The sequence below is a fragment of the Actinoplanes auranticolor genome, assembly GCF_018332655.1.
Lineage (GTDB): Bacteria > Actinomycetota > Actinomycetes > Mycobacteriales > Micromonosporaceae > Actinoplanes > Actinoplanes auranticolor.
In genome coordinates this window covers 26,662-46,584 of record NZ_BOQL01000014.1, presented here as the reverse complement: position 1 = coordinate 46,584, position 19,923 = coordinate 26,662, and the positions used below count along the sequence as shown (strand labels likewise).

The following is a 19,923-nucleotide window of genomic DNA, read 5'->3' as shown; positions in this document are numbered from 1 at the left end:
CACAGCGTGTGCGGCACCCTCCCACGGCCTCCCGTCGTTGCGGTCCCGGGGTTGGGGGAGGATGGACGGTGTGACCGCCGACCATTACTTCAGCGCCGAGCCGGCCGCGCCCGCCAAGCGGAGCCGCATCGAGTTCACCGCCGCCGGCCGCGTCTACGACCTCGCCGTCGCGGCCGGGGTGTTCTCCGCCGGGCGGCTCGATCCCGGTACCGCCGTCCTGCTCCGCAAAGGTGATCTGCCGACCGCCGCGACCACCGGCACCCTGCTCGACCTCGGCTGCGGCTACGGCCCGATCGCGTGTGTGCTGGCCAGCGAGGCGCCGGCCGCCGCCGTCTACGCGATCGACGTCAACGCCCGGGCCCGGGAGCTGACGGCTGAGAACGCCGCCACCCTCGGACTGGGTGACCGGGTGCGGGTCGCGGCCCCGGACGAGGTGCCGGACGACGTCACCTTCGCGCAGATCTGGAGCAACCCGCCCACCCACGTCGGCAAGGCCGAGCTGCACGCGCTGATGGAGCGCTGGCTGCCGCGGCTCGCGCCCGGCGGGGTCGCCTGGCTGGTGATCAACCGCAACCTCGGCGGTGATTCACTGCACACCTGGCTGGTCTCGCTGGGCTGGGAAGTGGCGCGTACGGCCAGCCAGCGGGGGTTCCGGGTGCTGCGGGTGAGCGGAAAAACCGACTGACCACCGGCGGGTCGTCGGGGAGGATGCCCACGTGGGATACGTAGACGTGTCAGGGGTCGGATTCGTGCTGCCGGACGGCCGGGAGCTCTTCTCCGACGTCTCGTTCCGGGTCGGCGAGGGTGCGAAGGTGGCGCTGGTCGGGCCGAACGGGGCCGGCAAGACCACGCTGCTGCGGATGGTCGCCGGGGACACGCCGACGCCGATCGGCACCATCGCGCGGGCCGGCGGGCTCGGGGTGATGCGCCAGTTCATCGGGATGATCGGCGATGACCGTACCCTCGACGACCTGGCGTTGTCCCTGGTCGCGCCGCCGCTGCGGGCCGCCGGTGCGGTCCTGGCCGCGGCCCAGTCCGCGCTGGAGAGCAACCCCGACGCCGAGAAGGCGCAGCTGGCCTACGCCAACGCGATCGCCGGCTGGGGCGAGGCCGGCGGCTACGACGCCGAGGTCCTCTTCGACGTCGTAGCCGTGGCCATCCTCGGCAAGCCGTGGGAGGAGGTCCGGCACCGCCCGGTGCGCATGCTCTCCGGCGGCCAGCAGAAACGCTTCGCCCTCGACCTGCTGCTGCGCGGCGGCGACGAGGTGCTGCTGCTCGACGAGCCGGACAACTTCCTCGACGTGCCCGGCAAGCGCTGGCTGGAGGCGCGGCTCAAGGAATCGACGAAGTCGGTGCTCTACGTCTCGCACGACCGGGAGCTGCTGGCCCAGACGGCGAGCCGGGTGGTGGCCGTCGAGGGCGGCAGCGCGTGGACGCATCCGGGCGGCTTCGCGTCCTGGCACGAGGCCCGCTCCGATCGCCACGAACGGCTGCTGGAGCTGCGCCGGCGCTGGGACGAGGAGCACGAGAAGCTGCGTGAGCTGGTCTTCACGCTGAAGAACAAGGCGGCGTACAACGACGGGCTGGCGTCGCGGTATCAGGCGGCACAGACCCGGCTGCGCAAGTTCGAGGAGGCCGGGCCGCCGCCGTTGCCGCCCAAGGAGCAGTCGCTGCGGATGAACCTGCGCGGCGGGCGTACGGGGAAACGCGCGGTGATGTGCACCGGGCTGGAGCTGGAGAACCTGACCTTCCCGTTCGACCTGGAGATCTGGTACGGCGACCGGGTCGCCGTGCTGGGCGCCAACGGTACGGGCAAGTCGCACTTCCTGCGGCTGCTCGCGGCCGGCGGCACCGCCCCCGACGTGGACAACAAGCCGGTCGACGGCGCACCGCTGGCCCACGTGGCCCACAACGGTGTGGCCCGGCTCGGCGCCCGGGTCCGCCCCGGCCACTTCTCGCAGACGCACGACCGTCCGGAGCTGCTGAAACGGACCCTCGTCGAGATCCTCTGGCGCGGTGACGACCACCGCTCCGGGATGGACCGGGCGGGTGCCATGAAGGCCCTGAACCGCTACGAGCTCGCGGCCCAGGGCGACCAGCTCTTCGGCACCCTCTCCGGCGGCCAGCAGGCGCGGTTCCTGGTGCTGCTGCTGGAGCTCTCCGGCGCGACCGTGCTGCTGCTCGACGAGCCCACGGACAACCTGGACCTGGCGTCGGCCGAGGCGCTGGAGGAGGGGCTGCAGGCGTTCGAGGGCACGGTGGTCGCGGTGACCCACGACCGGTGGTTCACCCGCGGTTTCGACCGCTTCGTCCTCTTCCAGAGCGACGGCGAGGTCGTGGAGACCCCGGAGCCCGTCTGGGACGTCCGCTAGCGGCGACTTTCCGGCGCGTCCACGATGGAAGGGACGCGAGGGGGGCCGTCAGCGGCCATCCTGCCCCACTCCGTGCAGCGCGAGGGTGAGGAATTTTCGCGCGCTCGTTTCCGCAGCGTGTGGGCGCTGTGCGACGACGCGGCCACCCACTGTGGACATAAGTGAGGGCTTTACGGGCGGCGGGACGCGGGTTACCGTCTGCTCGGAACCAACCCCACGGGAGTCCGGTGCACCGGGCTGAGAGGGGGGCTGTCGCGGCCCCCGACCGTTGAACCTGATCCGGGTAATGCCGGCGCAGGGAGGAGTGCGTTGTGGGCCCTGTTTTTCCGCACCTGCACGTCATCACGGATGCCCGGCCCGGCCGGCAGCCGCTGACGGTCGTGGCCGCCACCATCGCCGCCGCCCGGCGGCTGGACGCGTGCCACCGCCTGGCGATCCAGGTCCGGGTCGAGGACGACGTCAGCGACCGGGACGCCTACGACCTGGCCGACGCCGTGCTGGAGCTGTGCCGCCCGTACGGCGTGTTGTGCCTGGTCAACGACCGGTTGCACGTGGCCCTGGCGGTCGGCGCCGACGGCGGGCACGTGGGCGCCGCCGACCTGCCGGTCGCGGTGGCCCGCAAGGTGCTCGGGCCGGTCGGCGTGCTCGGTGCCACCTGCCGGGACGTCGCCGCGGCCCGGGCGGCCCGGCGGGCGGGCGCCTCGTATCTCGGTGTCGGACCGGCCTTCGCCACCGCCACGAAGACCGGGCTGCCGAACCCGCTCGGGCCGGCCACGGTGGGCGCGGTCGCGGCGGCCGTACCGGACACACCGATCGTCGCCATCGGGGGAGTGACCGCCGGCAACGCGCGGTCGCTGATCGGCGCCGGAGCCGCCGCGGTCGCGGTGGTCGGCGCGGTCGCCGCTGCGGCGGACCCGGCCCGGGCGACCGAGGATCTGCTGCGGGCGATCGGATGAGCGCCACCCGGGTCGTCGTGGTCGGCGGTGGCATCATCGGACTGTCGATCGGCTGGCGGTGCGCCCAGCGCGGGCTGACCGTGACCGTGCACGACAGCGCTGGCGACGACGGCGCGTGGTACGCCGCCGCCGGCATGCTGGCCCCCGCCGGTGAGGCCGGATTCGGCCAGGAGGCGCTGACCGGGCTCCTGGTCGAGTCCGCGACGCGGTGGCCGGACTTCGCCGCTGAGCTGGAGCGCGAGACCGGCATCGCGGTCGGCTACGACACGGTGGGCACCCTGAGCGTCGCCCTCACCGCTGACGACCTCGCCGAGGCCCGGCGGCTCTGGGAGTACCGCCGCGAGCACGGCCTCGGGGTGAGCCCGCTGCTGCCCAGCGCCATCCGTGAGCGGGAACCGGCGCTGTCACCACGGCTGCGCGGTGGCGCCCATGCTCCCGACGACCGGCAGGTCGACCCGCGGCGGGTCGTCGCGGCGCTGCGGGCCGCCCTCGGACCGGCGATCGTCCGGGACCGGGTGACGGACCTCCCGGCCTCGCGGCCCGTGGTCGTCGCGGCCGGATCCGGGACGGCCGCACTGACGGGGCTGCCGGTGCGGCCGGTGAAGGGTCTCGTGCTGCGGCTGCGCGGCGAGCCCGGCCTGCTGCGGCACGTGGTCAGCGGCTGGGCCGACGGCCGGCACGTCTACCTCGTGCCGCGCGCCGACGGCGAGGTGGTCGTCGGCGCCACCCAGGAGGAGCGGGTGGACGCCACGGTGACCGCCGGGCAGGTGCTCGACCTGCTACGGGCGGCCACCGACCTGGTGCCCGACCTGGGCGAGTGCGAGCTGGTCGAGACGCTCGTCCGGCACCGGCCGGCCACGCCGGACAACGCGCCGTTGCTCGGCGCGTACGGCGAGGGCGTGGTCGTCGCGGCCGGGCACCACCGCAACGGGGTGCTGCTCGCCCCGGTCACCGCCGATCTGATCGCCGAACTGGTGGCGACCGGGAAGTCGGCGCCACTGCTGGACGCGTTCGCACCGGGGAGGTTCGGATGAAGGTCATCGTCAACGGCGCCACCCGCGACGTCGATGTGGTCAGCGTCGAAGGGTTGGTCGAGCAGTTGACCACCGCCCGGCGCGGGGTCGCGGTCGCCGTCAACGGGGAGGTCGTACCGCGATCGTCGTGGCCGGCCGCGCAGTTGCGCGACGGCGACCGGGTCGAGGTCCTCACCGCGGCGCAGGGAGGCTGAGATGTTCGGCGAATCCCGGCTGATCCTGGGCACCGGCGGCGCGGAGAGCCTCGCCGCGCTCGAGGCGGCGATCGTCGCGTCGGGCACCGAGCTGGTCACCGTCGCGCTGCGCCGGGTCGACGCCGCGGGCCCCGGGCTGCTGCCGATGCTCGACCGGCTCGGCATGCGCATCCTGCCGAACACGGCCGGGTGCTACACCGCGGCCGACGCCGTGAAGGCCGCCCACCTGGCCCGCGACGCGTTCGAGACGGACCTGGTGAAGCTGGAGGTCATCGGGGACGAGCGGACCCTGCTGCCGGACGGCGTCGAGCTGTTGCGGGCGGCCGAGACGCTGGTGGCGGACGGCTTCCAGGTGTTGCCGTACACCAGTGACGATCCGATTCTCGCGCGCCGGCTCGCCGACGTCGGATGTGCGGCGGTGATGCCCGCGGGCGCGCCGATCGGGTCCGGCCTGGGCATCTCCAACCCCCATCACATCCGGCTCATCCGCGACAGCGTGGACGTGCCGGTGGTCCTGGACGCGGGCATCGGCACGGCCTCGGATGCGGCGCTGGCGATGGAGCTGGGCTGTGACGCCGTACTGATCGCCAGCGCCGTCACCCGGGCCGTCGATCCGGCGCGGATGGCGGCGGCGATGCGGCACGCCGTGGAGGCCGGGCGGCTGGCCTTCGGCGCCGGCCGGATCCCCAAGCGCTACCACGCGCTGGCGTCCACATCGGACGAGGGGCGGCCGGCATGGTGATCCCGTCCGGCGTCGTCGTGCTGACCGACCGGCGGCTCGCGGCGCGGCCGCTCGTCGAGGTGGTCGCGGCCGCGGTCCGGGGCGGCGCCGCGTGGGTCATCCTGCGCGAGAAAGATCTGGGGTACGCCGAAAGGCGCGCCCTCGCCGAGAGCCTGCGCGCCGTGGTTCCGGCCGGGCGGCTCGTGGTCGCGGGCCCAGATCCGCTCGGTGGCGACGCGGTGCACCTGTCGGCCACCGATCCGGTCCCACCGGGTGTCCGGCTGATCGGGCGTTCCTGCCACGGGGTACCGCAGTTGTCCACGGAGGACTACGTGACGCTGTCGCCGGTCTACCGCACGACGACCAAGCCCGGCTACGGGCCCGCGCTGGGACCGGATCGGGCGGCCGCTCTGGCCGGTGGAGTGCCATGGCTCGCCCTGGGCGGGGTGCAGTCGGCGCACCGGGCCGCCGCCTGCGCGGCCGCCGGAGCGACTGGGATCGCGGTGCTGGGCGCGGTGATGCGAGCGGCCGACCCGGAGAGGGTGGTCCGCACCCTGACTCGGGCCTTCGCGGAGGCGGCGATTGGGGTCACGGGCCTGACGCAGGACGATGGTCCCGGCCGAGATCTCGCCGGAGGCGGCACCGGCGGTGCGGGGATCACGCCGGGCGGTGTGGTGCCGGCCGACGGCCGAACGAGTGCGGCGACGGGAGCGCGGGCATGACGCCGCGGGTGGTGCTGACCATTGCCGGGTCGGACAGCGGGGGTGGGGCCGGGATCCAGGCCGACCTCAAGACGTTCGCCGCGCTCGGCGTCTACGGCGTTTCCGTACTGACGGCGGTCACGGCGCAGAACACGCTCGGCGTCACGGCGATCCATCCGGTGCCGGTGGACGTGGTGGCGGCCCAGCTGGACGCGGTGCTCGGGGATCTGGCGCCCGATGCGGTCAAGGTGGGCATGATCGGCGACCCGGCCGTGGCCGAGCTGATCGCGTCCCGGGCCGGTGAGCTGCCGAACCTCGTCGTCGATCCGGTGCTCGTGGCCACCAGCGGGAGCCGGTTGTCCGGGGTGGACGCGGTCACGCCGCTGCTGGCGTACCGCTGCGTCCTGACGCCGAACCGGCAGGAAGCCGGCGCTCTGGTCGGCCGCCGGGTGACGACCGTGGCCGAGGCGGCCGATGCGGCCGCCGAGCTGGCGGCCCGCGGTCCGGGCGCGGTCGTGGTCACCGGCAGCGAATCCGCCGTGGACGTGCTGCACGCGGACGGGGTGACCACGGTGCTCGACGGTGATCCGGTGCCCAGCGGCAACAACCACGGCTCGGGGTGCACCTTCTCGTCGGCGATCGCGGTGCGGCTGGCCCAGGGCGATCCGCTGCCGGTCGCCGTGCGCGCCGCCAAGGACTACGTGGGACGGGCGCTCGCCGGCTCCCGCGACTGGAAGCTCGGCGCGGGACCGGGCCCCCTGGACCATTTCGGCTTCGCCCACTGAGGAACGACTGACCCGGCTGTACCGGCCTTCGGCGGTTCCGTGCTGCCGCATGCCGTCCTGTTTGCCCCTATATAGGAGGAACCATGAGGCGCAAGGTGTACGTCGAGGGATCCCGTCCGGACCTGCGGGTGCCGTTCGCCGAGATCGACCTGGCCGGGGACAACCCGCCGGTCCGGCTCTACGACACGTCCGGTCCCGGTAGCGACCCGGAGGTCGGCCTGCCGCCGCTGCGCGGCCCGTGGATCGCCGAGCGGGGCGACGTGGCGCCGGTGGCGGGTCCGGGCACGCCACTGGCCGGCGTCCGGCCCACCCAGCTCGCCTACGCCCGGGCCGGCATCATCACGCCGGAGATGGAGTTCGTGGCGATCCGGGAGAACGTCGAGCCCGAGGTGGTCCGCGAGGAGATCGCCGCCGGGCGCGCGGTGCTGCCGGCCAACGTCAACCACCCGGAGATCGAGCCGATGATCATCGGGACGCGCTTCCTGGTGAAGATCAACGCCAACATCGGTACGTCCGCGGTGACCTCGTCGGTGGCCGAGGAGGTCGACAAGCTCACCTGGGCCACCCGCTGGGGCGCCGACACCGTGATGGACCTGTCCACCGGCAAGCGCATCCACGAGACCCGCGAGGCGATCGTGCGCAACTCCGCGGTCCCGATCGGCACGGTCCCCATCTACCAGGCCCTGGAGAAGGTGGACGGTGACCCGGTGAAGCTCTCCTGGGAGGTGTTCCGGGAGACCGTGATCGAGCAGGCCGAACAGGGCGTCGACTACATGACCGTGCACGCCGGGGTGCTGCTGCCGTACGTGCCGCTGGCGGTGGACCGGGTCACCGGCATCGTGTCGCGCGGCGGCTCGATCATGGCGGCCTGGTGCCTGGCCCACCACACCGAGAACTTCCTCTACACCAACTTCGCCGAGCTCTGCGAGATCCTCGCGCGCTACGACATCACCTTCTCGCTCGGGGACGGGCTGCGGCCGGGGTCCATCGCGGACGCCAACGACGCGGCGCAGTTCGCCGAGCTGCGCACGCTCGGGGAGCTGACGCACGTCGCCTGGGAGCACGGGGTGCAGGTGATGATCGAGGGGCCGGGTCACGTACCCATGCACAAGATCAAGGAGAACGTGGACCTGCAGCAGGAGTTGTGCGGCGGGGCGCCGTTCTACACGCTGGGCCCGCTGACGACGGACATCGCGCCCGCGTACGACCACATCACCTCGGCCATCGGCGCGGCGATGATCGGCATGTTCGGCACCGCGATGCTCTGCTACGTCACTCCCAAGGAGCACCTCGGACTGCCGGACCGCGACGACGTGAAGGCCGGGGTGATCGCGTACAAGATCGCCGCGCACGCCGCCGACCTGGCCAAGGGGCACCCGGGCGCGCAGGAGTGGGACGACGCGCTGAGCAAGGCCCGGTTCGAGTTCCGCTGGGAGGACCAGTTCAACCTCGCGCTGGACCCGGACACCGCGCGGGCGTACCACGACGCGACGCTGCCGGCCGCGCCGGCGAAGACGGCCCACTTCTGCTCGATGTGCGGCCCCAAGTTCTGCTCCATGAAGATCACCCAGGAGCTCAAGGAGTACGCGGCCCGCGGCATGCAGGACAAGAGCGAGGAGTTCGTCTCCGCCGGCGGCAAGGTGTACCTGCCGATTGTTCAATGAATTTGCATGGGTTTTCCGCCGCGGATCAGCTCAGCTCAGAGCTTGTAGAAGTTGGCGTAGTGGTCGGGGGTGAACCAGGTCTCGCGGGTGGACCGGTTCACCACGATCCGGTACGCGTCCCGCGGCGCGAAGGCGACGGCAGCGAGCAGGCGGCGCAGCCGGGACGGGCGGGGTGCGTCAATCGACATGGCGGACTCCGTGACGTCGGGGGCCCGTGCGGCCGGGCCGTGCCCCCATCCTGGAGTCGCCGGGCCGGGCCGGGATACCTCCCCGACGCATCATTCCATCGGCGTTCGGCTATGTGTCTGCTCCCGCTCGCCGGCTATTTGCCCAGCCCGCTGACCCAGTCCACGTAGTCCTCGTCCTTGCCGTTCTTGGGCTTGCGCTTGCCGTCCGGCGTCTCGCCGACCGGGTTCGGCGCCGCCTCCGCCCGCGGGGCCGGGGTGACCGGCAGCGGCGGGGTGACCGGGTCCGGGTGCGGCAGCGGTGCGCTGATCGGCGTCGGCTCCGGGGTCAGCGGCTCGGCGGACTTGCCGCGGCTGAACGGGCGCAGGCCGCGACCCAGCCGGCCGCCCGCACCACGCGGCTGCTCCGGCTCGGACGTGCCGACGCCGGGCGGCAGCGGCCGGGTGGCGGGCTCGGGGACGTACGGCTTGGGCTCCGGGCGGCGCGCCTGCTCGGCGGGGGACCACGGTGCGCCACCGGAGCGGGGAGCCGCCGCCGGGTCGGGCCGGCTGAAGGCGTCGAACGGGGCCGGCTCGCGGTGATCGGCGGGCGCGACACCGGTCCTCGACCGGCCGGCCGGGAACTCGTCGGCGCTGGTCCCGTGCCGGGGGGCGTCGGCTGCGGGCCGGGGGGCTTCGCTGCTCGGCGGGGTGGCCGGGAACTCGCCGGTGCGGCCGATGAAGGCGTCGGCGAAGCTGGAGCGGCGTCCGCGCCGGCGGGGCTTCTCCGGCTTGGCCGACGCCGGCGGCGGCCCACCGAGGCCCGCGCCGAGGCCCGCGCCGAGGTCCGTCGGGCCCGCGGCCGTGGCCCCGGTTCCGTAGCCCGTCCCCGAGCCGTGACCGGGTCCTGAGCCGTGACCGGGCTCCGACGCGTGATCGGGCTCAGCGCCGCGGGCCGGACCGGAGCTGGGGGCAGAATCGGCGCGCTGGCCGGCGCCGGCGCTGAGAGTGGGGCTGGTGCTGGGAGTGGGATCGGCTGCCGGGAAGGCCGGCGTGGGCGCGTCGTCGGGGCGGCCGCGCGGCGGCAGGTCGAAGACGCCGGTGTCGACCGGGCGCAACGGCTGATCAACCGCCGGTCCGCCGCCCGCCGCGGCGATCGCCGACTCCGGCTGGTTGGTGCGCTTGGGCAGCGGCGGCTTCTCCGGCTCGAGCCCGTCCTGCTCGTCCTCCGGCTCCGGGGCACGGCGCAGCACCGCGGCCAGCACCGAACCGAGCACCCCCGCGCCCGTGGCTGTCATCGCCGCCCAGTACGGGACCACCTGGTAGCGGTCGTCGCCTCCGCCGGGGCCGGCGATCAGGTAGGCGATCGTCAGCAACGCGGGCCCGGGCAGGCCGGCCAGCGCGATCGTCAGCGTCGGCAGCTCGCGCCGCCGTGCCGTCCAGCCCAGCAGCGCACCGATCACCAGGGCCAGCGCGGGCATCGTGGCCAGGGCCGTCCGCTGGGTCACCGCCGGGGACAGGAAGCCGGCGTCGAAGACACCCAGCCGGACGGCGGGCAGCGGATCGCTCGGCGCCAGCGACGGCGCCACCGACACCAGCGCGATGGCCCACACTGCGGCGCCCATCGTCACCAGACTCCACCGGGCGACCGCCTGGGCCAGCGCGGCCCACGCGGCGAACACGCCGACGAGCGCGCCCAGGCCGGCGCAGATCGCGATCACGACCACCGGGTTGACGCCCTCGACCTGCGCGGTGCGGGCCGGCTGCATGGTCAGCGGCACCACCACGGCGGCACCGACCGCGGCTGCGAGGGCCAGCGCCAGCTCAGTGCCTGGACCGACGACCGGTGAGCCCGGCGACCAGCGTCGCAGCAGGGCGGCACCGGACAGGGCGCCCACCACGGCCGCCAGCATCGGCACCCAGGCCACCCAGGCCAGCTGCGCCGTCCACTGGTCACGCGTGGTCACGTCGAGCACGCGGGTGAGCCGCACGATGCCGAGGCCGTAGGCCAGCCCCAGCTGACTCGCGCCGGCCAGCGCGCCCACGCCCAGGGTGGCGGCCAGCAGCTTGGCCCACGTCCGAAATGCCATGCCGGGCAGGGTACGGAATGGTCCGTGCCGCGGCCAGTCCGGAGCCTGCTTCTTAAGGCAGGCCAAAATTCCGCTCAGCCGGCCGCGGCGCCGCTCTTCAACTCAACGATGCGGCCGACATACACAGTGTCACCGGCGTTGGTCAGCATGTGCGTCTGGCCGGGCTCGCGGAAGACCACGCTGCCCGTCTCCTCCTCGACGTCGATGCGCTCGCCCGCCGCGGTGTGGATCACGTTCTTGGCGCCCTGCACGGCGATCACCACGTAGGCCAGCCCGTGGTGGTGCAGCGGCTGCGTCTCGCCCGGGGCCAGGGTGATGTGCCACACCCGGACCTGGTCGTTCTCCAGCATGATCTCCTGGCCGACCTGGCCCAGCACCTGCTCTGTCATAACTCTCCCACCTGAGGCAGGACCCGGGACGCGATCAACTCCACGTGCTCCAGGTCGGACATGTCGATGACCCGCAGATGCACCCGGGTCGCGCCGATCGCGGCGAACTCCCCGATGCGCTGGACCAGGGCGTCCGGCGAGCCGACCACCGGGTCCTCCGGCGGCAGGGCGCTGGGCACGTGCAGGGGAGCGGCCCGGCGTTGTGCTTCCTCGTCGGTGCGCCCGAGGGCCACGACGATCCCTGCTGAGAGCGTGACGCTGCGCCCGTACCGCCGGCTCGCGGCCCGGACCCGGTCGAAGGCCGCCGCCGTCTCCGCCACCGTCTTGAACGGCATGTTGAACTCGTCCGCGAAGCGGCCGGCCAGCTCCGGGGTGCGCTTCGCGCCGCGGCCGCCGACGATGATCGGCGGGCCGGGCCGTTGCACCGGTTTGGGCAGCGCGGGGGAGTCGAGCAACTGGTAGTGCTTGCCCTCGTAGGAGAACCGGGCACCGTCCGGTGTCGACCACAGGCCGGTGATGATCGCGAGCTGCTCCTCCAGGCGGTCGAAGCGCTCACCCAGCGGCGGGAACGGGATGCCGTACGAGGTGTGCTCGCGCTCCAGCCAGCCGGCGCCCAGCCCCAGCTCGACCCGGCCGCCGCTCATCGCGTCCACCTGGGCCACCATGATCGCCAGCGGCCCGGGCAGCCGGAACGTCGCCGAGCTGACCAGCGTGCCCAGCCGCAGCCGGGAGGTCTCGCGGGCCAGCGCGGCCAGGGTCAGCCAGGCATCGGTCGGGCCGGGCAGTCCCGGGTCGGCGCCCATCGACTGGTAGTGGTCGGCGCGCAGGAAGCCCTCGAAGCCGCCGTCCTCGGCGTGCCGGGCCAGCCGCAGCTGGTCGTCGTAGGTCGCGCCGCGGTGCGGCTCGGTGAACAGGCTGACGCGCATCGTCGGTCCTTCAGGCCATCAGGAGTTCGTGCAGCTCGGCGCTGCATCGGGCGACCTCTTCGAGGTGCGCGCCCCGGCCCAGGGTGCGGGGCCGGGGGATGTCGATGTCGATGATCTCGCGGATCCGGCCCGGGCGCGGGCTCAGCACGACCACCCGGTCGGCCAGCAGCACCGCCTCGTCGATCGAGTGGGTCACGAAGACGATCGTGGTGCCGAGCTCCATGTGCACCCGCTGCAGCTCACCGGAGAGCTCCTCGCGGGTCAGTGCGTCCAGCGCGGAGAACGGCTCGTCCATGAGCATCACGCGCGGCTGGGCGATCATCGACCGGCACAGCGCCACCCGCTGCTGCATGCCGCCGGAGAGCTCGTGCGGTAGCCGCTTCTCGAAGCCGGACAGCCCGGTCATGGTCAGCAACTGCTGGGCCCGGTCCCGGTGGGCCGCCTTCTTGTCGCCGAAGATCTGCATCGGGAGCAGCACGTTGTCCAGCACCGAGCGCCAGGGCAGCAGGGCCGGCTTCTGGAACATCATCGCGATGTCGCGGCGCGGCTTGGTCACCCGTTCGCCTGACACCTGGACCTCGCCCGCGCTCACCGGCAGTAGGCCCGAGATCAATCGCAGCAGTGTGGACTTTCCGCAGCCAGAGCGGCCGAGGACGGCGACGAACTCGCCGTCGGCGACCGTCAGGTCGATGCCGCGCAAAGCCTCCACCGTGCCGGATCGGCCCGCGAATGTCCGGGAGACGCCGGTGAGACGGATCATCGTCGGGTGCTCCCGATAGTTTCGGATCGATGCGCTGACACTGTAGCCAGCCGCTGCCCCATTGCCGCGACCACCCCGTCCACAAGGGCTTCTGAGACGTACCTGTCATCGATCAGCGGGCCGGGGTCCCCTACGCTAACGCGCGAGTTCCCGCACACCACCATGCGGCGCCGGTGCACCCTCCGCCCCGACGCCGACTGTCTCGACACCCCCTCGGTTGGGAAGGAACACGGTGCACAGAAGAACGTTCACCCGCACGCTCGTGGCCGCCGCGCTGGCCACGACTCTCGCCGCCGCAGCCGGTTGCAGCGACGACGGGGATGACAATGGCGCGTCCGGCGGCACGCAGACGCTGGAAAAGATCACATACCTGACGTCGTTCGGCACCTTCGGCCGCGACTCGTACGCATACGTGGCCAAGGAGAAGGGCTACTTCCGCGACGCCGGCTTCGACGTCGAGATCAAGCCCGGTGGCGGCAGCGGTGAGGGCATCAAGCAGATCGTCGCCGGCACCGCCCAGTTCACGCCGATCGACCTGACCGGCGGCCTGCTCGCCGCGGGCGGCCCGGCCAAGGCCACCGGCTTCACCGCCGTCGGCGCCGTGCAGCAGCGCACGATGGCCGCGATCATGTCGCTCGAGGGCTACGGCATCAGCTCGCCGAAGGACCTCGAGGGCAAGACGCTCGCCGACACCCCCGGTTCCGTGGTGCGCAACCTGTTCCCCACCTACGCCAAGCTGGCCAACGTGGACGCGTCCAAGGTCAACTTCGTGAACGGCAACCCGCAGACGCTGTTCGGCACGCTGGCCTCGCACAAGGTGGACGGCATCGGCCAGTTCGTGGTCGGTAAGCCCACCATCGAGGGCATCGCCAAGAAGCCGGCGGTGCTGCTGCCGTACAGCGACTACCTGCAGGACCTCTACGGCAACGTGCTGATCACCAGCACCAAGTACGCCAAGGACAACCCGGAGAAGGTCAAGAAGTTCACCGCGGCGCTGCTCAAGGGCCTCGAGGACTCCATCACCAACCCGGACGAGGCCGGCAACCTGCTGAAGAAGAACGTGCCGACCGCCGACCCCAAGTCGGCCGCGGCGGAACTGACGCTGATGGCGCCGTTCGTGCGGTCCGAGGCCTCCGGTGTGCCGGTGGGTGCCCTGGACAGCCAGCGGGTCGCGCGCAGCATCGCCATCCTGCAGGGCTCCGGCCAGATCCAGGCCGGGCTGACGCCCGAGCAGGTCATCAGCTTCGACCTGGTGCCGAACGCCTGATCCGGCAGTACGGGGCCTGTCGTAGCCGGCAGGCCCCGTGTGCCGACAGTGGGAGCGAGAAGACTGATGACTGACGTGGCGACAGCGCCCGCCCCGGCGCCGGCTGATCAGGCCGGGTCCAGCCGCCGCCGTACCCTCGCGGCCGTGGCCTGGCCGCTGCTCGGCCTGGCCGTCGCGATCGGCCTCTGGTGGGCCGGCACGGCCCTCTTCGCGATCAACACGGTCGTGCTGCCGTCACCGCCCGCGGTGATCGACGGCTTCAACCGCTACCGCGAGTTCCTCGTCGACGAGGCCTGGCACACCACCGCCGCCACGGTGCAGGGCTTCCTGCTCTCGGTCGGTGTCGGGGTGCTGCTCGGGATCGCCATCGCGGCGTGGAGCCCGTTCGAGCGGATGTTCTCACCGTTGCTGGTCGCCTTCAACGCGGTGCCCAAGGTGGCGCTCGCGCCGCTGGTGCTGATCTGGTTCGGCTACGGGCGTACGCCGATCCTGGCGATGGCGTTCATGGTCTGCTTCTTCCCCATCGTGCTGTCCACCGCGACCGGCCTGACCAGCACCCCGGCCGACCTGGTGGAGCTGGCCCGGTCGATGGACGCGTCGCGGGCGCAGACCTTCGCCCGGGTGCGGCTGCCCGCCGCCCTGCCGCAGATCTTCGTCGGGCTCAAGGTCGCGATGCCGCTCGCGGTGATCGGCGTGGTGGTCGGCGAGATGCAGTACGGCGAGAGCGGCCTGGGCACCATCATCGTGCAGACCAGCGGCCAGGGTGACACCTCGACGGCGTTCGCGGCCATCACCCTGCTGGCGCTGATCAGCATCGTCCTCTACTACGCGCTGGTCCTCGTGGAACGCCTCGCTCTGCCCTGGGTGCGCGCCACGACCTCCCAGCGCTGACCGCGCACGAAGAAGCCGGCCGACGGAGAGTCGGCCGGCTTCTGTGGTGTCCGGGGTGGATCAGCTCAGCAGCCGCCAGCGGCCGCTGCGCGCCACCAGCAGGGTCAGTGCCTGCGGCATCAGCCCGGAGTGGTTGTCCGGGGTCAGCCGGATCGGGCCGGCCAGGCCGTCGGTCTGCGAGGTCTCGAGCACGTCGCGGATCCGGCGCCGGTCCCCGCCGACCTTGACGACCGCGTCGGCGATCAGGTCCACCGCGTCGGCGGCGAACGCGGCCACGCCCGAGTAGCTGCCGTACCGAGCTGTGTAGTCGCGGAACCACTGCTTGCGGGCCGCCTTGGCCGGCGTCGTGGCGATCACGTCGTCGATGGCCAGGATCTGGGTGAACACCATGGTGGTCTTGTCGGTGGCAGCCGCGGCCGCCTGTGGCAGGAAGAGATCGCCGGCCGCGGCGGCGTCGAAGTAGACACTGCCCTTGTAGTTGGCCGCCTTGGCGCTGGTGGCTGTCTGGGTCGCCAGGTCCGAGCCGGCCAGCACCACGAGGGCCTGGGGGTCGGCATCGGTCAGCGTGCCGACCGTCTGGCTGATCTCGGTGGCCGACGGCTTGACGCTGCGGCTGCCGGAAATCGTGATCCTGGCGCTCTTCAGCTGCTCGGTCATCTTCTTGTGCGCGGCCCGGCCGTAGAGGTCGTCGGCGTAGAGCAGGGCGGCGGTCTTGGTCTTCTTGCGGGTCAGCTCGGCCACGATGGCGGCCACGCTGTCGGTCGAGTTCGGACCGAGCTTGAAGACGAACCGGCGGCTCTCCACCGGCGTGGTGACCTCGTCGGCGGCGGCTAGCGCGATCGTCGGGATCTGCTGGTCGTTGATGGTCTTGGCCGAGTTGACCACACACAGGTCGCAGGAGCCGGTGATCACCGCGGCGACCGCCGGGTCCTGGGCGAACGTGCTGATGTTGCGCAACGAGTCGGTGGGATCCGACCGGTTGTCCTGGGTACGCAGTACCAGTTCGCGGTTGCCGAGCACGCCCGAGGCGTTCACCTGGTCGATCTTCAGCTGCAGGGCGCGGGTGTACGCGAAGTCGACCGCGTTGCCGGAGGCGTCCAGGTCGGCGCCGATCACGACCTGGGTCTTGTCGCCGGCCTCGGGGTCCGAGTCGCAGCCCGTCAGCGCGGCGACGACGAGCGTCGATGCAGCCACGGACGCCGTCACACGGCGGGGGAGCCTCACTGCGGGTGCCTCCTAGGGGGCGGAGCCCGGGATTGAACCATCCCGGTGAACGCAACGTTGTCCGGTGTGGACCGCGCGCACACGGACAGTCCGTCCGTTCGATCGCGCCAAACCTTGCCAACGTGAAGGTCCCTGGTCAAGCCGCGCCGCGGACGACCGGCGGGATGGCTTTCCCACATAGTGGTTGGAATCTTGATGGATCAGCGTCACTGTACCAACACGGAAAGTGGCCATGGTTACATTCGTGCACGTCAACGCCTACGCAGTGTCGATTGTCGAGCCGAACGGTTGATTGTCAGTGCGCCGTGAACGGTGTTTCCGGAACGTCGCAGACTTCCCAAACCGTTGCCGTCTCTGATGAAATCGCGGCCGTGCCGCGTGTGGCACGAGCCCTGTCGCGTGGATCGGCTATTCCCGGGCGGCAGTATCGGGGTGGGCGAAGAGATGCGGGGATGACCAGCGAGGAGATGTCGTGAGCACCGGTTCTTCGACCCAGGCTTCGACCTACCCCGCTCGCGCCGCCGGAAACCCGGCTGGACCCCATGCGGACGCAGGTCGGCAGAGCGGCTCCGGCACCCGGGAGCGGCGCGGGCGCATTCCGCGCCTGCGTGACGCCCGCATCCGGTCCAAGCTCGCCCTGATCCTCTTCGTGCCGCTGGTGGCCGTGCTCGCGCTGGCCACCGTCCGGCTCGTCGACGTCGGCGGCTCGGCGCTCGACGCCCGCCAGGTCGAGGACCTGACCGAGCTCTCCACCGACGTCTCCGACCTGACGCAGTACCTCCACAAGGAGCGGATGGCCGCGGCGCAGTATCTCGCGGCGCCCGACACCAAGGCGGACGGTTACAACGCCGCGATCGCCCTCAGTGATCAGCGCATCCAGCGCTACACCGCCGACCGCCGTGAGCTGGACGAGCCGCCCGCCGCCGTGCAGGATCGGCTGAACCGCATCGACCAGCACCTGCAGACGATGGACGCCACCCGTAAGAAGGTGACCGACCGCGACGAGATCGCCGTCTCCGAGGTCGTGCTGCGCTACGGCGTCGTGCTCACCGACCTGGTCGGCTACGGCGAGGTGCTCAGCCAGTACGCCGGCGAGGGCACGGTCGCCGACACCCTGCGCGCGGTCTCGGCGTTCGCCCGGGCCAAGGCGGGCACGGCCGAGCAGGAAGCGGTCGCGTACGCCTCCCGCGCCTCCGGTGACGTCAGCGCCGAGCAGCTCTCGGTCCTGACCGCCACGGAGACCAGCCAGCAGGAGGCGCTCGAGGCCTTCGCGCTGGTGGCGACCCCGCAGCAGCGCGCCCTGGTGGACAACACGGTCACCGGCGACGCGATCAACCTCGCCGACCAGTACGCCACCCGGCTCGACCGCTCCGACCCGATCGTGCCGGTCGAGCTCACCCAGTCCTTCGGCGCGGTCGTCGACCTGATGCGCTGGGCCGAGCAGCGGCTCGAGACCCAGGCCCTGCGGCAGGCGTCCGACGAGAGCTCCGCGGTGGGCCGCCAGGCCGCCATGGAGGCCGGCCTGGTCCTGCTGACCCTGATCATCGCCATCGCGCTCGCCGTCGTGCTGGCCCGCTCGCTCAACCTCTCGCTGCGCCGCCTGCGGGAAGGCGCCCTGGCGGTGGCCAACCGCGACCTGCCCGAGGCGGTCGCCCGGCTGCGCGACGTGCGCAACCTCGGCGACGGCGGCGCCGACGACATCGTGCGGCAGGTCCGCGACCCGATCCGGCTCACCAACCGCGACGAGGTCGGCCAGGTGGCGCAGGCGTTCAACGTCGTGCACCGCGAGGCGGTCCGGATCGCGGCCGAGCAGGCCGCCCTGCGGACCAGCGTCTCGGCGATGTTCCTCAACCTGGCCCGCCGCTCGCAGAGCCTGGTCGACCGGATGATCGGCGAGCTCGACCAGATCGAGCGCGGCGAGGAGGACCCGAAGCGGCTCGCCCAGCTCTTCGAGCTCGACCACCTCGCCACCCGGATGCGCCGCAACGACGAGAACCTGCTGGTCCTGGCCGGTGCCGACTCCAGCCCGCCCCGCCGCGAGGACGCCCTCGTGGTCGACGCGCTGCGCGCCGCGCAGTCCGAGGTCGAGCTCTACAACCGCATCGAGTTCGGCACGGTCGACACCGACATCTCGATCACGGCCGTGGCCGTCAACGACGTCGTGCGCCTGGTCGCCGAGCTGCTCGACAACGCGACCCGCTTCTCCCCGCCGAACACGGTGGTGGTCGCCGACGGCCGGCGCATCCGTGACTACGTGGTGATCCAGGTCGAGGACCGCGGGCTGGGGATGTCCGAGGAACAGATGGACTCCCTGAACCGGCGGCTGGCCGAGACCCCGGACGTCGACGTGGCCGCGTTCCGGCTGATGGGCCTGGCCGTGGTCAGCCGCCTCGCCAACCGCTACGGCATCCGGGTGGAGCTGCGGGCCAACATCGAGGGCGGCACGGTCGCCCAGGTGATCCTGCCGAGCCACATCGTGGTGCTGCCCAGCAACCGCCCGCTGGACCCGCCGAGCCGCGGCAACCGCCAGCTCGACGCGGCCCCGGCCAACTGGAACGACCCGATGCCGCTGGGCCGGGGCAGTGCGGCGACGGCGACCCTGCCGGCCATCGCGCCCGAGCCGTGGGGGCAGCAGCGCTCCGACGACGGCCTGATCCGGGCCGGCGCCGGCGGCTTCTCCTCCATCAGCAACCCGCAGCAGCCGCAGCAGCCGGCCCACCCGCAGCTCCCGCGCCAGCCCTCGCAGCTGCCCGGCCGCGGCGAGGGCACGCCCACCCCGGACCGCCCGGTGCTGCCCAAGCGCGGCGACGGGCAACCGGGCACCGACCGGCCACCGCTGCCCACCCGGGTCACCCAGCCGGCCGAGTCCGCACCGGTCGCCGGTCCGGGCCTCGGCTCCGCGGCCACCAGCTCGCCGACCATGGCGTACCCGACCATGAAGGCCGCGGCGCCCGACCGGCAGCAGAGCTTCGCGCCGGCCTCCGGTTTCGCCACGCCGGACGGGGGCACGGTGCCCGCGCCGCGGCAACCGGCCAGCCCGAACCCGAACGGCTGGGGTGCCGCGCTCGCCGCGATGCCCCCGCCGCCCCCGCCGCCGGTCGCCCAGCCCGAGGACCGTGGCGAGACCTCGCCGATCTTCCTCGAGATGCAGCAGAGCTGGTTCAAGGGACACGCCGGGCCGATCTCCGAGGAGTGGAGCATGCCGACCGCGGGCTACGCGCCTCCGCCGAACCAGCCGGCCCCCGCCGCGACGGCAGCCCCGGCGGCAGCGGCTCCAGCTCCGGCGGCTCCGGCTCCGGCAGCAGCGGCCCCGGCCCAGCCGGCCGCCCCGCCCGCCGCTCCACCGGCCCCACGGGCCCCGGTGTCCCCACCGGCGCCGGTCTCCCCGCCGGCCCGAGCCGAAACGACGACCTCCCGAGCCTCGAACCCGGGGCAGAATGGTTCGCGACCGGCGGACGCCGGTCCGGACAGCGGTGCCCAGGTGCCCCGGCCACGCAAGTCGGCCGAGGATGCCTGGCGTACCGCCGCCGACGAAGGATGGCAGCGGGCGATGGCCGCGGCGGAACCCTCCGTCACCGACACCACCCGTTCCGGACTACCCAAGCGGGTGCCCCAGGCCCAGCTCGTCCCCGGTGGCGTGCAGAGCAGCCCGCGCAACCAGAACCGTCGCAGCCCGGATGAGGTACGTGGCCTCCTCTCCGCGTACCACCGCGGTGTGCAACGTGGGCGTACGGCCGGCAGTGAAGAAGCTGCCGCGGGCGCCCCTGCTCCGAAGGAGAACTAAC

17 protein-coding genes, 1 pseudogene and 1 riboswitch are annotated in these 19,923 nt (G+C 72.6%); of the genes and pseudogenes, 12 read left to right on the top strand and 6 right to left on the bottom strand.

All coding sequences use genetic code 11. The features are described from left to right. Positions 1–70 precede the first annotated feature (70 nt). From Aau02nite_RS06000 to thiC, 9 genes are all read left to right on the top strand, one after another. Positions 71–685: a class I SAM-dependent methyltransferase gene (locus Aau02nite_RS06000; protein WP_212987312.1), complete on the top strand. Its 615-nt coding sequence runs from the start codon at positions 71–73 to the stop codon at positions 683–685. 31 nt (positions 686–716) lie between these two features. Beyond that, positions 717–2,372, top strand: a complete 1,656-nt coding sequence (locus Aau02nite_RS05995; protein WP_212987311.1) for an ABC-F family ATP-binding cassette domain-containing protein — start codon at positions 717–719, stop codon at positions 2,370–2,372. Between the two features lie 206 nt (positions 2,373–2,578). Beyond that, a riboswitch (TPP riboswitch) is annotated at positions 2,579–2,690 on the top strand. Between the two features lie 14 nt (positions 2,691–2,704). Further along, the gene (thiE, locus tag Aau02nite_RS05990) at positions 2,705–3,328 is read left to right on the top strand and encodes a thiamine phosphate synthase (protein WP_438841106.1); all 624 of its coding nucleotides are present in this window, start codon (positions 2,705–2,707) and stop codon (positions 3,326–3,328) included. Next, positions 3,325–4,362 (top strand): glycine oxidase ThiO, encoded by a 1,038-nt coding sequence (gene thiO, locus Aau02nite_RS05985; RefSeq protein WP_212987309.1) that lies wholly within the window; start codon positions 3,325–3,327, stop codon positions 4,360–4,362. Before thiE ends, thiO begins: the two co-directional genes overlap by 4 nt. After that, positions 4,359–4,556 (top strand): sulfur carrier protein ThiS, encoded by a 198-nt coding sequence (gene thiS / locus Aau02nite_RS05980; protein ID WP_212987308.1) that lies wholly within the window; start codon positions 4,359–4,361, stop codon positions 4,554–4,556. Before thiO ends, thiS begins: the two co-directional genes overlap by 4 nt. Before the next feature lies 1 nt (position 4,557). Then, on the top strand, positions 4,558–5,298 hold the full coding sequence (locus Aau02nite_RS05975) for a thiazole synthase (protein WP_212987307.1): 741 nt from the start codon (positions 4,558–4,560) through the stop codon (positions 5,296–5,298). Then, a complete protein-coding gene (locus Aau02nite_RS05970; protein ID WP_212987306.1) occupies positions 5,292–5,999 on the top strand; it encodes a thiamine phosphate synthase in 708 nt (235 codons plus the stop codon). The genes Aau02nite_RS05975 and Aau02nite_RS05970 overlap by 7 nt, the downstream gene beginning before the upstream one ends. Next, a complete protein-coding gene (gene thiD / locus Aau02nite_RS05965) occupies positions 5,996–6,763 on the top strand; it encodes a bifunctional hydroxymethylpyrimidine kinase/phosphomethylpyrimidine kinase (protein WP_212987305.1) in 768 nt (255 codons plus the stop codon). The genes Aau02nite_RS05970 and thiD overlap by 4 nt, the downstream gene beginning before the upstream one ends. An 83-nt stretch (positions 6,764–6,846) precedes the next feature. Further along, positions 6,847–8,427: a phosphomethylpyrimidine synthase ThiC gene (gene thiC / locus Aau02nite_RS05960; protein WP_212987304.1), complete on the top strand. Its 1,581-nt coding sequence runs from the start codon at positions 6,847–6,849 to the stop codon at positions 8,425–8,427. Positions 8,428–8,462: 35 nt separating this feature from the next. Here the strand turns inward: thiC and Aau02nite_RS47645 are convergent. The 5 genes and pseudogenes from Aau02nite_RS47645 to Aau02nite_RS05935 all read right to left on the bottom strand — a co-directional run. Next, positions 8,463–8,555: pseudogene (locus Aau02nite_RS47645) on the bottom strand (ribonuclease domain-containing protein); the annotation flags it as partial. Between the two features lie 194 nt (positions 8,556–8,749). Then, positions 8,750–10,681, bottom strand: coding sequence for an MMPL family transporter (locus tag Aau02nite_RS05950; RefSeq protein ID WP_212987303.1), 1,932 nt, complete (start codon positions 10,679–10,681; stop codon positions 8,750–8,752). A gap of 74 nt (positions 10,682–10,755) precedes the next feature. After that, positions 10,756–11,070, bottom strand: a complete 315-nt coding sequence (locus Aau02nite_RS05945; protein WP_212987302.1) for a cupin domain-containing protein — start codon at positions 11,068–11,070, stop codon at positions 10,756–10,758. Beyond that, a complete protein-coding gene (locus Aau02nite_RS05940; protein WP_212987301.1) occupies positions 11,067–11,996 on the bottom strand; it encodes an LLM class F420-dependent oxidoreductase in 930 nt (309 codons plus the stop codon). The genes Aau02nite_RS05945 and Aau02nite_RS05940 overlap by 4 nt, the downstream gene beginning before the upstream one ends. Before the next feature lie 10 nt (positions 11,997–12,006). Then, complete coding sequence (locus tag Aau02nite_RS05935) at positions 12,007–12,756, bottom strand: ABC transporter ATP-binding protein (RefSeq protein ID WP_212987300.1); 750 nt, start codon at positions 12,754–12,756, stop codon at positions 12,007–12,009. A 274-nt stretch (positions 12,757–13,030) separates the two neighbouring features. Here Aau02nite_RS05935 and Aau02nite_RS05930 point away from each other — a divergent pair, with 274 nt between their 5' ends. Then, the gene (locus Aau02nite_RS05930) at positions 13,031–14,023 is read left to right on the top strand and encodes an ABC transporter substrate-binding protein (protein ID WP_438841105.1); all 993 of its coding nucleotides are present in this window, start codon (positions 13,031–13,033) and stop codon (positions 14,021–14,023) included. A gap of 66 nt (positions 14,024–14,089) precedes the next feature. Then, entirely contained in the window at positions 14,090–14,914 is an 825-nt protein-coding gene (locus tag Aau02nite_RS05925) for an ABC transporter permease (RefSeq protein WP_212987298.1), read from the top strand. Positions 14,915–14,974: 60 nt separating this feature from the next. Here Aau02nite_RS05925 and Aau02nite_RS05920 read toward each other — a convergent pair whose 3' ends face one another. Next, the gene (locus Aau02nite_RS05920) at positions 14,975–16,108 is read right to left on the bottom strand and encodes an ABC transporter substrate-binding protein (RefSeq protein ID WP_246594939.1); all 1,134 of its coding nucleotides are present in this window, start codon (positions 16,106–16,108) and stop codon (positions 14,975–14,977) included. A 502-nt stretch (positions 16,109–16,610) separates the two neighbouring features. Here Aau02nite_RS05920 and Aau02nite_RS05915 point away from each other — a divergent pair. Beyond that, entirely contained in the window at positions 16,611–19,922 is a 3,312-nt protein-coding gene (locus Aau02nite_RS05915) for a sensor histidine kinase (RefSeq protein WP_212987296.1), read from the top strand. Position 19,923: the final 1 nt, after the last annotated feature.